Annotated in this window: 13 protein-coding genes; 7 read left to right on the top strand and 6 right to left on the bottom strand. The window is 39.9% G+C overall.

Going from position 1 to position 14,994, the window contains the following annotated elements:
• Positions 1-13: 13 nt before the first annotated feature.
• From I5M19_RS01470 to dcd, 3 genes are all read right to left on the bottom strand, one after another.
• Positions 14-592 carry an RNA polymerase sigma-70 factor gene (locus tag I5M19_RS01470; protein ID WP_200063324.1) on the bottom strand — a complete coding sequence of 193 codons (579 nt, stop codon included), beginning with the start codon at positions 590-592 and terminating at the stop codon, positions 14-16.
• Positions 593-779: 187 nt separating this feature from the next.
• Complete coding sequence (locus tag I5M19_RS01465) at positions 780-1,061, bottom strand: ATP-dependent Clp protease adaptor ClpS (protein WP_200063322.1); 282 nt, start codon at positions 1,059-1,061, stop codon at positions 780-782.
• Between the two features lie 59 nt (positions 1,062-1,120).
• Entirely contained in the window at positions 1,121-1,657 is a 537-nt protein-coding gene (gene dcd, locus I5M19_RS01460) for a dCTP deaminase (protein ID WP_200063320.1), read from the bottom strand.
• Positions 1,658-1,992: 335 nt separating this feature from the next.
• On the opposite strand from dcd, the gene I5M19_RS01455 reads away from it, so the two are divergent.
• From I5M19_RS01455 to I5M19_RS01445, 3 genes are read left to right on the top strand one after another with little or no spacing between them, the layout of a single operon-like run.
• On the top strand, positions 1,993-2,631 hold the full coding sequence (locus tag I5M19_RS01455) for a 4'-phosphopantetheinyl transferase family protein (RefSeq protein WP_200063317.1): 639 nt from the start codon (positions 1,993-1,995) through the stop codon (positions 2,629-2,631).
• Positions 2,632-2,637: 6 nt separating this feature from the next.
• Positions 2,638-3,369: a lipoyl(octanoyl) transferase LipB gene (gene lipB / locus I5M19_RS01450; RefSeq protein ID WP_200063315.1), complete on the top strand. Its 732-nt coding sequence runs from the start codon at positions 2,638-2,640 to the stop codon at positions 3,367-3,369.
• Complete coding sequence (locus tag I5M19_RS01445; RefSeq protein ID WP_200063313.1) at positions 3,366-4,067, top strand: SGNH/GDSL hydrolase family protein; 702 nt, start codon at positions 3,366-3,368, stop codon at positions 4,065-4,067. The genes lipB and I5M19_RS01445 overlap by 4 nt, the downstream gene beginning before the upstream one ends.
• Before the next feature lie 2 nt (positions 4,068-4,069).
• On the opposite strand, the gene I5M19_RS01440 is transcribed toward I5M19_RS01445, so the two are convergent.
• The 3 genes from I5M19_RS01440 to I5M19_RS01430 all read right to left on the bottom strand — a co-directional run bounded on the left by I5M19_RS01440 (position 4,070) and on the right by I5M19_RS01430 (position 11,201).
• Positions 4,070-7,477, bottom strand: a complete 3,408-nt coding sequence (locus I5M19_RS01440) for a methylmalonyl-CoA mutase family protein (RefSeq protein WP_200063311.1) — start codon at positions 7,475-7,477, stop codon at positions 4,070-4,072.
• Between the two features lie 107 nt (positions 7,478-7,584).
• The gene (locus I5M19_RS01435; protein ID WP_200063309.1) at positions 7,585-9,366 is read right to left on the bottom strand and encodes a hypothetical protein; all 1,782 of its coding nucleotides are present in this window, start codon (positions 9,364-9,366) and stop codon (positions 7,585-7,587) included.
• Between the two features lie 23 nt (positions 9,367-9,389).
• On the bottom strand, positions 9,390-11,201 hold the full coding sequence (locus tag I5M19_RS01430; RefSeq protein ID WP_200063307.1) for a hypothetical protein: 1,812 nt from the start codon (positions 11,199-11,201) through the stop codon (positions 9,390-9,392).
• Positions 11,202-11,317: 116 nt separating this feature from the next.
• Here I5M19_RS01430 and miaB point away from each other — a divergent pair, with 116 nt between their 5' ends.
• The 4 genes from miaB to lptE all read left to right on the top strand — a co-directional run bounded on the left by miaB (position 11,318) and on the right by lptE (position 14,980).
• Positions 11,318-12,724, top strand: coding sequence for a tRNA (N6-isopentenyl adenosine(37)-C2)-methylthiotransferase MiaB (miaB, locus tag I5M19_RS01425; protein ID WP_200063305.1), 1,407 nt, complete (start codon positions 11,318-11,320; stop codon positions 12,722-12,724).
• Between the two features lie 96 nt (positions 12,725-12,820).
• Complete coding sequence (locus I5M19_RS18830; RefSeq protein ID WP_394370709.1) at positions 12,821-13,078, top strand: four helix bundle protein; 258 nt, start codon at positions 12,821-12,823, stop codon at positions 13,076-13,078.
• A gap of 118 nt (positions 13,079-13,196) precedes the next feature.
• Positions 13,197-14,432, top strand: a complete 1,236-nt coding sequence (locus tag I5M19_RS01415) for a sigma-54 interaction domain-containing protein (protein WP_200063301.1) — start codon at positions 13,197-13,199, stop codon at positions 14,430-14,432.
• Between the two features lie 5 nt (positions 14,433-14,437).
• Entirely contained in the window at positions 14,438-14,980 is a 543-nt protein-coding gene (lptE, locus tag I5M19_RS01410; protein WP_200063299.1) for an LPS assembly lipoprotein LptE, read from the top strand.
• Positions 14,981-14,994: the final 14 nt, after the last annotated feature.

Raw genomic sequence — 14,994 nt, 5'->3', positions numbered from 1 at the left:
AAAAATATTTTTTTTAAAAAAATATTGTCGGTATTACTGACAGGAAGCTGCCAATGCCTAAGCGGATTTTTTTTAAGGCTTTAGTGATGTGATGTTCTACGGTCTTTTCAGAAATCCCCAGTTGTTCGGCAATTTCCTTATTAGATTTATGTTCAACTCTGCTCAGCTCAAATACCGAACGGCATTTATCCGGGAGCACGCTCACTTCATATTCAATACTATGCTGAAGATCTTTAGCCAGGATAGCTTCTTCGGTAGTGCTATCGGCTTCTGTATAGATCAACTTAAAAGATTCGCGATATTTACTCCGAACCATCTCTTTTCTGTATTGATCAATTACCAGATTAACTACACTGGCAGAAAGATAACTACCTGCGTTGTGAATATTAGCCAGATTTTTTCTCTTATACCAAAAAGAGGTAAAAACCTCCTGCACTATTTCTTCCGAGGACTCCTTGTTCTTTAAGCGCATGTACGCTTCGGAATATAGCTGCTTCCAATACCGGTTGTAGATTTCTTTAAACGCGCCTAATTTATCCTCTTTCAATAAATTAATCAGTTCCCCGTCATCAAGAGTTTTAAAATCGGTCATTCCTAAGAGCTAACAATTAATGAAACGTTATTATATCATTAATTAATCTACAAAACTCAAAAAAAAGATTAAAAAAAACACCGCAAAGTGTCACAATTGGGTTAAAAAGCCAATTGTGCTTTGTATTTTTTATGATACAATTGTTTAACCTATTTTATTGAGCACGAAAATTATTGAACAATCCGGTTTATTCTACACTAACGGTTAACCCTTCCTGTTGTAAAATTTTGCGGTAAACTTCCATTTCGGTAAAAGAGCCTTCCAGTACTGCACACTTACCTTCATTATGTACCTTCCAGGCTATCTTTTCAGCCTGGCTTTCAGAGTAATCCAGGTATTTTATCATACAATGGATAACATGATCAAAAGTATTATGATCGTCATTCCATAAAATAAGGCGGTGCATCTCTTTGAGGCTGGCCATCAGCTCTTCAAAGGTGAGTGTTTGTTCCTGTACTTCCGTTGGCATATGTACAGGCAAATTTACTCAAAAAAGCTTTAAAATAATATATCAGAGCTTATTAAGCGTTAAAACTTGTTTTTCCACATCATGCTTTCCACCGGGCGCGTGGTTGGGTTGTTATATTTCGCGTTGCTTTTAGTATTATACATGGTCTCTATTTCCCCTTCCACCACAAAGTAAATAAGCTGGCCTATCGGCATCCCTGCGTATATCTTCACAGGTTGCGTACATGATATCTCCAGTGTCCAGGTATTGCAAAAGCCAACATCGCCTTTACCGGCAGTAGCATGTATATCAATCCCCAAACGCCCGGTACTTGATTTACCCTCCAAAAAAGGGACGTGACTGTGCGTTTCGGTATACTCCATAGTAACACCCAGGTAAAGCGTATTTGGCTGTAAAACAAACCCTTCTTTAGGTATTTCAAATCCTATTATCTCGTTATGCAGTTTCGCGTCAAGGGTACGGTCTTTATAAGTAGCTAAATGTTTGCCTAAATGCACATCGTAGGAGTTTGTGCCCAGGCATTCGGGTTTAAACGGCTCAATTATAATGGTGCCCTTTTCAATTTCTTCCAGAATACGTTTGTCTGATAATATCATAGCGGTCGTGTCCGCCTAAATTATAATTAATTGTTTTAAGCAGCAACAATATGTTCTGCACAATTAATTAACATATACCGGATATGGTTATTTATTATTGCTATTAACCTGCTCAACGGGTACACCGGCATTAATGTGTTGTTTACGGCAGCCCTCGGTTATGGCAAAACCTATCAATATGGCAGCGGCTATATATATTCTTTTCATGTGATAATAAGGTTGATACGCTGATGATTATGACGTAACTTATTACCGAATAGTTACAACCGTCGCACAAATTTTAATTATTATATTTATTTGATACAATTCTGTTAAGGTTTTTGCAATTTTACCTTATGGCTATAGCATACCGGCAGCAAATTGATGATGATACAGAGTTCGCCCTGTGGAAAATTGAAGAGGAAGCCGACGAATTATATAAGCAATTACAATTAGATGATACCGAAAAAGCTTATACTAAACAGCTAAGTAAAAGTAAGCGGTATTTGCATTGGCTGGGCACGCGTGTGCTATTACGTAAAATGCTCAAAACTGAGGAATATATTGATTGCAAGGTTGATACACATGGCAAACCTTACCTGGTTACCCTGCCTTATCATATCTCGTTGAGTCACTCGTTTGATTATGCCGCTGTTATGATCAGTAAAAGCGGCCCCGTCGGGATTGATATTGAACAGATAAAACAAAAAGTTGAGCGTATTGCCGACAAGTTTTTACGGCCCGATGAAATGGCTTTTATTTCAGAAAAGAATAAAATTGAGCAGCTATACGTTTGTTGGTGCGCCAAAGAGGCTATTTATAAATGCAACGGCCAAAAAGAGGTTTCATTTGCCGATAATATATTTTTAAAACCATTTCACTTTGAAGGCCACGGAAATGTGGATGCCAGATTACTTAAAGGAGAAAAAAATATTGACTACCAGGTAAACTACCTGCAGTATAATGATTATATGATTGGCTACGTGAAAGAATAATTTTTAATGAAAAATAAAAAGGTAATACTGCAGAATTGGGGATTAACTGATTATAAAGCTGCCTGGGAACAACAGGAGGCCCTATTCAGCCAAACGGTTAAATTAAAAACCGAAATACGTAACCGGCAAGCGTTGGTACCTGCAGGCGATGAACAGGCCGAGGTGATTTTAACCCCTAACTATCTCATTTTTTGTGAACATCCGCACGTTTATACTTTAGGTAAAAGCGGCAAAGCCGAACATTTACTGCTTGATGAAGCGGGCTTGAAAGAAAAAAATGCGGTCTATTACCCTATTAACCGTGGAGGAGATATCACCTACCACGGCCCCGGGCAAATTGTATGCTACCCAATACTCGATCTGGATAATTTTTTTACCGATATTCACCTTTATCTCCGTAAGCTGGAAGAAGCGGTAATATTAACACTTGCAGATTACGGCTTAACAGCAGGGCGCTACCCGGGTTATACCGGTGTGTGGTTTGATGCCGACAATGAAAATGCGCGTAAAATATGCGCTATGGGCGTACGTTGCAGCCGCTGGGTAACTATGCATGGTTTAGCCTTTAATATCAATCCCGATCTTGACTATTTTAAAAATATTGTGCCCTGCGGTATTGATGATAAGGCTGTAACATCAATGCAAAAGGAACTGGGCCGCGAAATTAATATTATTGAAGTACAGGAAAACCTGAAACATCACATCTCCGTATTGTTTGGTATGGAGATGGTTGAATGAAAAACATTTTAATACTTTTAATTTTTACAGTTTTATCTGCCGGCTGCAACAGGCAATTACATCACAACAACAAACAAACTATGCCCGGTAAAGCTCCGTTAACCTACCTTGCACTTGGCGATTCTTATACTATTGGGGAATCTGTACCCGGCAATGAATCATTTCCATACCAGTTAGTTTCAACACTGACTACCGATGGATATTCTTTTAATAAACCTGAAATTATTGCTGTTACCGGGTGGACAACTGATGAATTAATAAACGCGATACAAAACAGCACCGTTAATAATAAAAAGTTTGATATAGTAACGTTGTTGATAGGTGTAAATAATCAATATCGCGGTTATAAAGAAGAAATCTACCGTAAAGAATTCATCCAGTTACTTCATACAGCTATTACTTTTGCCGATGGCAAAAACAAACGCGTTTTTGTACTTTCAATTCCTGATTGGGGAGCAACACCGTTCGCCGAAGGCCGCGATCGTCAGCAAATAGCTGATGAAGTGGCACGATTCAACGCTATTAATTTAGAAGAAAGTAAAAGAGCGAACGTTAATTATATAGATATTACCCCCATATCTAAACGAGCAGCTGCCGATGCTTCGTTAACAGCAGAAGATGGCTTACACCCCTCCGGCGAAATGTATAATTTATGGGTTAAAGAGCTGGCTCCCGTAGTAATTAGCCAGTTAAAATAACCTTACATATTACGACGGTACTGTCCGCCTACTTCGTATAACGCATTGCTTATTTGCCCTAACGAACAGTATTTACAGGCCTCCATCAGGCTTTCAAAAATATTATCACCTGCAATGGCCTTTTGCTGTAGTTCATCTAACAAAGCGGGCGCTGCCTGCTCATTTCTCTGCTGAAAAAGGCTAAGCGCCTTTATCTGGTATTGCTTTTCTTCTTCTGTCGCTCTTATTACCTCTGATGGGATCAGTGTTGGCGAACCCTTTTTGTTAAGGAAAGTATTTACACCGATAATAGGATATTCGCCGGTATGTTTTAAGGTTTCATAATAGAGAGATTCCTCCTGTATCTTACTGCGCTGATACATGGTTTCCATTGCCCCTAATACGCCACCCCGGTCGTTTATAGCCTTAAACTCTGTAAGCACAGCTTGTTCAACCAAGTCAGTAAGTTCCTCTATTATAAACGCGCCCTGTATGGGGTTCTCGTTTTTAGCCAAACCTAATTCACGATTGATAATAAGCTGTATTGCCATGGCCCTGCGCACCGACTCTTCTGTAGGGGTGGTTATCGCTTCATCATAAGCATTGGTGTGCAACGAATTACAATTATCATAGATGGCATACAGCGCCTGTAAGGTAGTACGGATATCGTTAAAATCAATCTCCTGCGCATGTAATGACCGGCCGCTGGTTTGTATATGATATTTTAATTTCTGCGAACGTTCATTCCCCTTGTATTTATTTTTAATGGCCTTGGCCCATATACGCCGCGCTACACGGCCGATAACCGAGTATTCAGGATCAATTCCATTACTAAAGAAAAACGACAGATTTGGTGCAAAATCATCAATATGCATGCCCCGGCTTAAATAGTATTCTACATAAGTAAACCCGTTACTTAAAGTAAAAGCCAATTGGGTAATAGGATTAGCGCCCGCCTCCGCTATATGGTAACCTGATATGGATACCGAATAAAAATTACGCACTTTTTGGTCGATAAAATACTGTTGAATATCCCCCATCATACGCAGGGCAAACTCTGTAGAAAAAATACAGGTGTTCTGCGCCTGGTCTTCCTTTAAAATATCTGCCTGTACCGTACCCCTAACCGTGGCAATGGCATAGGCTTTTATCTTCTCATAAACATCAGCAGGTAATACCTGATCTCCGGTTAAGCCCAGCAGCATCAAACCTAAGCCGTCGTTGCCCGCAGGCAGGCTCTCGCCCTCCTTATTTTGGTATTGCGGCCTGGCAAGTCCTTTATCATCATAAAGTTCTTTAAACTTAGCTTCTGCCAAATGCTCCAGCTTGTGCTCCTTTATATATTTTTCGCATTGCTGATCAATAGCCGCATTCATAAAAAAGCCCAATAGCATTGGCGCAGGCCCGTTAATGGTCATAGATACCGAAGTGGATGACTGACAAAGGTCAAACCCGGAATAAAGCTTTTTAGCATCATCCAGCGTAGCTATGCTCACGCCCGAGTTACCTATTTTACCATAAATATCCGGACGTATGTGCGGGTCTTCGCCGTACAATGTAACGGAATCAAAGGCGGTTGACAGCCTGTGTGCGGGCTGGCCTAATGATACATAATGAAATCTTTTGTTGGTTCGCTCAGGGCCACCCTCACCGGCAAACATACGGGTAGGATCCTCACCTTCACGTTTAAGCGGAAATACACCAGCCGCGTACGGGAATTCACCGGGTACATTTTCGGTAAGCAGCCATCGTAATATATCACCCCAGGCTTCGTATTTAGGTAAAGCTATTTTAGGCACCTTTAACTGGGACAACGAAGTATAATATAACGGCTGTTTAATCTCTTTGTCCCTTACCTTATAAATAAAATTTTCGGCTTTATACTTTTCAACCGTTTCGGGCCATTGCTTAAGCAACATTTTACAATCAATATGCAGGTGATTTTCGAGGTGAGTATAAACATCCTCCAACCCCGAAACGGTGCCTGCGCTGATAGAAGCAGACTGGTTTGATTTTAAAAGATCAAGAGTACCCTTAACATTGTACAATTGCTGTGCTATTTTACACTGCTCATTCACCCATTCGGTATAAGCCTGGCTGCTTTCGGCTATTTCTGCCAAATAACGCACCCTGTCGGGTGGGATGATGTAAATTTTCTCAGCTTCGTTATTTTTTATGCCTGTCTTATGTTCACTCCCTGCAAACAGATCTACACCTGTTTTTTTCCTGATAGTTTGCATAACGGCGGCAAACAGCGCGTTCATCCCGGGATCATTAAACTGCGACGCCATCGTACCGTATACCGGCAGCTCATCATCCTTAGCATCAAATAACATGTGGTTACGCTTGTACTGCTTGCGTACATCACGTATAGCATCTAAGGCGCCGCGCTTATCAAACTTATTTAAGGCTACCAGATCGGCAAAATCCAGCATGTCAATTTTCTCTAATTGTGTAGCTGCTCCAAACTCAGGGGTCATTACATAAAGCGACAGATCGCAGTAATCGGTTATCATCGTATCAGACTGCCCGATACCGGAAGTTTCAACAATTATCAGGTCATACCCGGCCGCTTTGCAAATGTCCACACTTTCCTGTACATGTTGCGATAAGGCTAAATTAGCCTGCCGGGTAGCCAGCGAGCGCATATAAACCCGCGGACTGTTAATGGCATTCATCCGTATACGATCGCCCAGTAAGGCACCGCCGGTTTTCCGTTTAGAAGGATCTACCGATATGATGGCCAGCGTTTTATCTGTTTCCCTTAAAAAACGCCGTACAATCTCATCAACCAAGGAGGATTTCCCTGAACCACCGGTACCGGTAATACCTAAAACTGGAATTTGAGTTGACGGCTTATTTACCTCAGAAATATCCTCAGATTTTACTTTCCCATCCAGGCTGTTGTTTTCGGCAAGTGTTATCAGCCCGGCAATAGCCTTTATATCTTTTTGGGGGAGTTGGTTTAGCTGCCCGTTGAGTTTACTCACTGTTTGAAAATCGCATTGCTGCATCATGTCGTTGATCATGCCCTGTAAGCCCATCTTCCGGCCGTCATCCGGGGAGTAAATCCGGCTTATACCATAAGCATGCAACTCAGCTATCTCATCAGGCAAAAACACCCCGCCGCCGCCGCCAAATATCTTAATATGCCCGGCACCACGCTCGTTAAGCAGATCGCGCATGTATTTAAAATATTCAACATGCCCGCCCTGGTAACTGGTAATAGCTATCCCCTGTACATCTTCCTGTATGGCGCAATTCACTATTTCATCCACCGAACGGTTATGCCCTAAATGTATTACTTCCGCGCCCGTGCTTTGTAAAATACGGCGCATAATGTTTATGGTGGCATCGTGCCCGTCAAATAAAGAGGCGGCGGTTACAAAACGAATTTTATATGTAGAGGTGTATGGAGCAATACTTTCCATGAAGGCAATAATTGATAAAACACAAAATTAACCAAAATAAAACAGGTAGTTGCTATGCTTGCATAATAATTTACAGCAGTTGACAGGTTGTTACATCATAGAGTATGCTATCCCTTACTTTTTTTGCGGGCTTCTTCGGCTTTCTTTTTTGCTTTTTTTATTGCACGTTCCTGCTTTTTCTTTTCATGCTCATCCATTTGTTTCATGGCCTGTTTCTCTTTTTCTTCACCTACACCGGCACAAGGTTTAATTCCCTTAAGTAAGGTTTGCCATAAAGTTTTAAAAAACGGAAAGTTATACGGACGGTTGAACACCACATTTGCAGAGCGTGGAGTTTCCCCCGGATCATCCGGGTTATTATGCTTTAGGACAAAGGTATTCGCAAATAATGTAGCTAATGCTTTTTTGCTGTAGCCGTTCTCATCGGCCTTCAGCATGCTTATTTTAAGATCATTATATAGCAGCTTAATTTTACCTTTTGAGGTTTTTTTAGTTGCATGTATATCAAAGTCAAAGCTTTTTATTTTTCCGGATGTGATCTTGATCAGTGCTAATGGCATGGTTGCTTTATTTATGTATTGCATGTCCATAGGCGCCAAATGCCCTTTGTAGCTATAGCTGTTAGCCTCGTCGGTTAAGTTAAAAGCAAAATTAAGGTCCAGTTTACCTTTACCCATAAAGTAACTGGTGATGGATGCTGTACAAATATTATTCTTGCTTAATGTGTCCTTATTATTGGTGATATTAAGGAAAGTTGCATCTGTATTATTGAACACCACATCACCCACCTTCTTCGACTTTTTATTATACTCATTGTACACCACATCAACATGTTTTAACGTAAGCGTATCAATATTAAAAGCCGATTTTATTTTTTTTATCCCCACATGCGGGAATGTAGCTAACCTGTCCGTTTTTTTTGGAACACCGCTTGGTTTACTGTAAACATTAAAGCTACCGCCTCCAAGGGTTATATTTGATGCGTTAAACTCCTTAGATCGGTTATAAGTAATAAAATCAAAATTGCTTAGCTGTACCGAGTCTAAGTGCAGGGTAAAACGGTCACCATCACTTTTCTCAAAAAAAGCGGCGGGCTTAACCGGCTGCAGATCCAACCCTTCAATATTCAATTGTGAGCTTTGTGTTGATAATTTTGCCGATTTAAAAGTATAGGTATATAAACCGTTGGCGGTTTTACCTGTATAGTTATATAATTGGGTAGTTACATCCTTACAATATAAAAATCTGGAAGTATCTGTTTGGGTAGCAGAATCGATCAGCAGATCGGTCGCCTTCAGGTTCATTTCCTTCAGTTCAGATACTACCGGTTTGTCGCCGGTGTAGTTCTTATATTTCAGGTTTACATCGCTTACATATATTTCGCCTACATGTATAAGCCCGAGACTTTTTGATATTTTTTGATATAAGGTACGGTTATCCTTTTTGGTAGAATCCTTGCTTTTATCTGAATAATGACTAACCTGTAACTGCGGAGCAGTTAACGCAATACGGCCAATATCCAGTTTATGCCCAAAATACAGTTTAAACGGATGTATATGTGTTAGTACTATACGCTTTACCTGCACCTCGTATAAACTGCCGGGCGCTTGCCCTTCCTTTTTTTTGCGGTTATATACAGCAGTATCGGGTATTAATTTTGCTTCGTACACTACTATCTTACCTTGTAATAAATGTAATTCTGCAGTAGAAAAATCCACCTTGTATAAACTATCCGTGCCTTTTAAAACCGCGCTTTTAACTTTATCAGCCAGTATCGGCGACCAATATTTATTTAAGATAATGGCGGGTAAAATTATAATGATAATAACAAACAGAAATATGCCTAACAGTACTTTTTGCCAGGTATGTTTTAAATATTTATTTGCCATTATATCCCCTCGTTATCCTGTTATTAACGCTTATTTTTTTTATCGTCCTTTTTATCCTTATCACTCTTAAATATATTTATTTTATCAAAAAATTTATTCACCTTTTTTACGGTATTCTTAACCTTACTTTCCGTTTTTTCATCATATCCCACACTTGGTTTTAACCCATCCAACAAACCTTTATATAAAAAACTAAAAAACGACCAGGTAGGATCACGTTTAAGGCTAATGGGGCCGGGTCTTAGCTTACCTTTATCATCGGGGTTATCATCATCTATTATAAATGTATTTGCTAACGTTGATACAAACCCCTGTTTTTGCAGCGCCTTTTTCCCCTCTTCTTTTTTTAATAACTGTATTTTTAAATTATGGTAATAAAACTCCAGATGCCCTTTACCATAATAATTATTTGCATCTACATTAAAATTAAGCTTATCAATATCGGCAGATTCCACATGCACCAAAGCCAGGGGTTTCACCAGTTTATCTAATATTTTTCCATCAAACTTGCCTAAAGTACCATTATAGTTAAAGGCGCCATTTTTAGCTGTCAGGTTAAATTTAAAATTCACGGTTAAAGGCGCTACATTCATAAAATGAGTGTTGATATGCGCCGTCATATAGTGGTCAGCCTTTTTTGCGGCCTCATCATTAGTTACATTTAAAAGATATCCGCTGGTATTTTTAAATGATATTACTCCGGTATAACCTGACGTGGCATCTGCTTCTAAATAGGTAATATCAGTACTTTTTATATTAATACGGTTAAGTTTCATATCAAGCGATAGTTTCTGTAAAGCCTGATGCGGATCATTTCCGGTCTTTATCGTTTTTACTCCCTTATAGGCATTGTTACTATATATTTCAACATCAGCATCTGCTATGTCCATAGTGTTGGCATACAGTTTCTGATCGCGCAAAAATCTTTGCAGATCAATATTATTAATAGCTATCTGCTTAAAATTAAGGGTGAATATATCGCCGGGTTTCTTTGTTTTATGATAAAAATCAGTTTTACTATATCGCGGCAGGTAATCAACCTTATCTAAAACTATCTTTCGCTGCGAGGTGGAAAAATAGATCTGCTTTAATCTCGCCTTATATAAGCTGTCGGGGGTTTTTATTTCATAATCCTTAATTTTTACTTCTATCCCTTTCGTATAATAAAAGCGGCTGGTATCCTTAGCCGAAAGCGAATCAATAAAAACATCAGATATATTGATATTCAAATGATTCAATGCTGTTTTCTTAACTACCTTATTGCTTTTATTAATATAATCAAGGCTCACATCTTTCAGGGAAATTGTATCAACCCTCAGTTGTTTAAACGTACCTTTAACCATCTGATAAAGGGTTTTGGGTCGCCCTACTTCTACCGTATCATTAAAAGCATAGCGTTTATTAATAATAGTTAAACTTGGTTTATCTATGGTGATGTTGTGTATATTTAATATTTTATCCTGGTAAGCCTTGCGCGCACCAAGGTTTTTAATGGTAAGTTTTTTTACCCCTAAAATAAAAAGGTTGTCGGGTGCACTTTGGTTGGCTACCATTTTCAGGTAAACATTGGTATCAGGCACCAGCTTAAAATCGCTTAATTCCACATCTCCTGATGCAAGGTCAAGGTCGAAATCCGAATACTCTATGTGATAGAGGCTATCTGTTGCTTTTAAAACAATAGCCTTTAATTCTGCCTGCACATAAGGTTTCCATTTATCGTGCGCCAGGTAATGCTTATAAAAGTAATACCCGCCTCCGCTTAAAACCAATAAAACAGCTAATAAAATTATAGGCCATTTTCGTATTGGCTTATTTTCAACGGGTTTGTTTTCCATATATGATTATTGCAGTATGTATACCCATAACAACTAAATCTTCATTTTGTTACCGCTGACAAACTGTCATTCTATTTATATTTTTTGTGTATTTTTGCGGTTCAATTTTAAAAACAATGGATTTGCTTATTCCGGATAAAGTGCATGACGAGAGCAGGCAGGGTGAAGCCCTGGTGTTAAACCCAATTGGTAAAAATAATGGCCGTAAGCTGTATATTGAAAGTTATGGCTGTGCCATGAATTTCTCTGACAGTGAAATAGTAGCTTCTATTTTGGCTGAAAAAGGCTTTGAAACTACACAGGATTTTAATAATGCTGATGTTGTTTTCATTAACACCTGCTCCATACGTGAGAATGCCGAACAGCGCGTACGTAACCGACTGAAAGAGTTTGCCGGGGCAAAGTTCAAAAATCCGGGGATGGTGGTAGGCGTATTAGGTTGCATGGCTGAACGACTGAAATCGAAGTTTTTGGAAGAAGAAAAACTGGTAGATGTTGTTGTGGGGCCGGACGCCTATCGTGATCTGCCTAACCTGATAGACCAGGTTGATGACGGACAACGGGCCGTTAACGTATTACTGTCACGCGAGGAAACCTATGCTGATATCAGCCCGGTACGTTTAAACAGCAACGGTATTAACGCCTTCGTATCCATAATGCGCGGATGCGACAATATGTGTTCATTTTGCGTAGTGCCGTTTACACGTGGCCGCGAACGCAGCCGCGATGCTTATTCAATTGTTGCCGAATGTACCGACCTATTTAACCGGGGATACCGCGAGGTAACTTTATTGGGTCAAAATGTTGACTCTTACAAGTGGAGCAACGATACCGAACAGGTTAACTTTGCCAACTTGCTCGAGATGGTGGCGCTGGTAAATCCTGAGCTGCGTGTACGTTTTTCAACATCACATCCAAAGGATATTACTGATGAAGTATTACATACCATTGCCAGATACGACAATATTTGCAACTACATTCATCTACCTATACAATCAGGCAATAGCCGTGTGCTGGAGTTGATGAACCGTACTTACGATCGCGAATGGTACATGAACCGTATAGATGCTATCAGGAACATTATCCCCGGATGTGCTATATCAACAGATATTATTACCGGTTTTTGCACCGAAACAGAAGAAGAACATCAGGAAACACTAAGCATGATGGATTACGTGCATTACGATTTCGCATACATGTTTATGTACTCCGAAAGACCCGGCACCTTAGCGGCAAAACGTTATGCTGACGATATACCCGACGAAGTAAAAAGGAGACGTTTAAAAGAAGTTGTGGCAAAGCAACAGGCACATTCATACATACGCCTGCAACAGCACATTGGTAAAACAGAAAAAGTATTAATAGAAGGGTTCTCTAAAAAATCAGATAATGACTATTGTGGCCGCAGTGATAAAAATGCCATGGTGGTATTTCCGGTTGATGAAAGGTTTAAACCCGGCCAGTATGTGAACGTATTGGTTGAACGCAGCACTACGGCAACTTTATTAGGAAGGATAATTTAGTTGTTAAAAAAGAGTTCAGGAATCGGGAAAGTAAGAATCAGGAGCCAGGAAGTAAGAATCAGGAGATTTTAAAATGCACAACTTTAAAATTTAAAGATATGGCAAAAGTCGATGGATCTCACGGATTTAATTTTTGATTTTTTAAAAGACCTCCCTGCTGATGAAAAATTTAGTTTGACAAATCAGCTTAATAGGTGTGTTTGTTCAATACCTTCAAATATTGCAGAAGGATCGGGCAAACGTACTAAATTACATTTTGGAGAATTTTTGTCAACGGCGTTAACATCGTCGTTCGAATTAGAAACACAATTGCTTATTGCCAACGAAGGCAATATGGTAATAATAAAAAGTTAGAGGATTGTTTGGCCCTGACAACGGAAGTGCAAAAGATGATTTTTGTATTCCGGGAGCAGATATTAAACACACCTATAACGTCTTGAATCATGAATCTTAAATCCTGATTCTAATTATTATGGAAATACAAGAAATAAAACAACGCTTCGGTATCATCGGCAATTCGCCTTTGCTTAACCGGGCAATAAATATAGCTAACCAGGTTGCACCAACAGATATATCTGTTTTAATAACAGGGGAGAGTGGTAGCGGTAAGGAAGTGTTTTCGCACATTATACACCAGATGAGCCCGCGTAAACACGGGCCATTTATTGCGGTAAACTGCGGCGCCATACCCGAAGGCACTATTGACTCGGAACTATTCGGTCACGAAAAAGGCGCTTACACCGGAGCTATTGGTGAACGTAAGGGTTATTTTGAAACGGTTAACGGCGGTACTATATTTTTGGATGAAATAGCCGAAATGCCCCTTGGCACACAGGCAAGGTTATTAAGGGTGCTGGAAAGCGGCCAATACATCAGGGTGGGATCATCCAAGGTTGAAAAAACAAACGTACGTGTTATTGCCGCAACCAATGTTGACGTTTACGATGCCGTAAGGGAAGGCCGTTTCCGTGAAGACCTTTATTATCGTTTAAATACCGTTCCGCTCAAGATACCCCCTCTGCGCGACAGAAAAGAGGACATTTTTCTGCTGTTCAGAAAATTCACATCAGACTTTACCGATAAATACCGCACTCCGCCCATTCAACTGGATGAAGAGGCACAGCAGGTTTTAATAAACTATGCCTGGCCGGGCAATGTGCGCCAGTTAAAGAACATGGCCGAGCAGCTTGCTGTATTAGAACGCGACAGGGTAATAACTGCCCAAACATTGCTTACCTATATTCCGCATGACACCCATAGCCGTAACCTGCCTATGCGTTTAGGCAATCAGGGAAAAGAGGATTTCTCCGAACGCGACATATTATATAAAGTATTGTTTGATATGAAACGCGACATGGTGGAATTAAAAAAACTGGTAGCTGACATTATTGAACACGGTGGAGTAAGTACAAACTATTCCAACCATTCCCAGGCCATTACCAAGCTATACCGCGATATTGAACTGCCTGTTAATAACGATGCACAATTTACCCTGCAACAAGCCGTTAAGAATAACAATAATGCCGACGGGTATAACATCACTCATGAAGCTGAGGAAGTGGAAGAATCCCTATCATTAGTTGACAAGGAATCAGACCTGATACGTAAGGCTTTAAAAAAACACAAAGGCAAGCGCAAACTTGCCGCCAGCGAGTTGGGCATATCCGAACGGACTTTATATCGTAAAATAAAAGAATTAAACTTATAGGCAGAATGAACAAACGGATATACCTGAGCATACTAATGCTATGCACCATATTCATGCTATTCTCTTCGTGCTCTTATAAGTTATCCCTTAACGGGCAATCTATACCACCAGCACTTAAAACAATTGATATCCAATATTTTGAGAATAACGCTCCGTTAGTGGTTAACACGCTTAGCCAGCAATTTACGGAGGCGCTAAAAAACCGTATCCGTTCGCAAACTAATTTAACTATTGTAAGGGGCGATGCCGATGCATCTTTTTCAGGAGCCATTACAGGTTATAGTATTGCGCCGGTATCTATTCAGGCCACTAACCCTAATTCACCACCTATTGCGGGGGCAAGCCGGCTTACCATTACAGTTAATGTAAAGTACTCTTATAATGTAAAAGATGCTTCTCCTGCCGATAAAAAGCTTAGTTTTGAACAATCATTCTCGAAATATAAGGAGTATACCGGCGACCTGAATAATCAGGAACAAGGATTGATTGATGATATTGTTAAACAATTAATAGACGATATATTTAACCAAGCTTTTGCTAATTGGTAAGCAATTTGTAGTTT

This window comes from Mucilaginibacter segetis, assembly GCF_016522075.1.
In the GTDB taxonomy this organism is placed as follows: Bacteria; Bacteroidota; Bacteroidia; order Sphingobacteriales; family Sphingobacteriaceae; genus Mucilaginibacter; species Mucilaginibacter segetis.
Note: the sequence above shows the minus strand (reverse complement) of the source record. Positions and strands in the feature narration are given on the sequence as shown.

Bases quoted from the DNA above. Each gene is read 5' to 3' on its own strand.
- I5M19_RS01415 (WP_200063301.1), top strand. From the start codon at position 13,197: ATGGAAATACAAGAAATAAAACAACGCTTCGGTATCATCGGCAATTCG.
- I5M19_RS01430 (WP_200063307.1), bottom strand. From the start codon at position 11,201: ATGGAAAACAAACCCGTTGAAAATAAGCCAATACGAAAATGGCCTATA.
- dcd (WP_200063320.1), bottom strand. From the start codon at position 1,657: ATGATATTATCAGACAAACGTATTCTGGAAGAAATTGAAAAGGGCACC.
- I5M19_RS01440 (WP_200063311.1), bottom strand. From the start codon at position 7,477: ATGGAAAGTATTGCTCCATACACCTCTACATATAAAATTCGTTTTGTA.
- lptE (WP_200063299.1), top strand. From the start codon at position 14,438: ATGAACAAACGGATATACCTGAGCATACTAATGCTATGCACCATATTC.
- I5M19_RS01465 (WP_200063322.1), bottom strand. From the start codon at position 1,061: ATGCCAACGGAAGTACAGGAACAAACACTCACCTTTGAAGAGCTGATG.
- I5M19_RS01445 (WP_200063313.1), top strand. From the start codon at position 3,366: ATGAAAAACATTTTAATACTTTTAATTTTTACAGTTTTATCTGCCGGC.
- miaB (WP_200063305.1), top strand. From the start codon at position 11,318: ATGGATTTGCTTATTCCGGATAAAGTGCATGACGAGAGCAGGCAGGGT.
- I5M19_RS01435 (WP_200063309.1), bottom strand. From the start codon at position 9,366: ATGGCAAATAAATATTTAAAACATACCTGGCAAAAAGTACTGTTAGGC.
- I5M19_RS01455 (WP_200063317.1), top strand. From the start codon at position 1,993: ATGGCTATAGCATACCGGCAGCAAATTGATGATGATACAGAGTTCGCC.
- I5M19_RS01470 (WP_200063324.1), bottom strand. From the start codon at position 592: ATGACCGATTTTAAAACTCTTGATGACGGGGAACTGATTAATTTATTG.
- lipB (WP_200063315.1), top strand. From the start codon at position 2,638: ATGAAAAATAAAAAGGTAATACTGCAGAATTGGGGATTAACTGATTAT.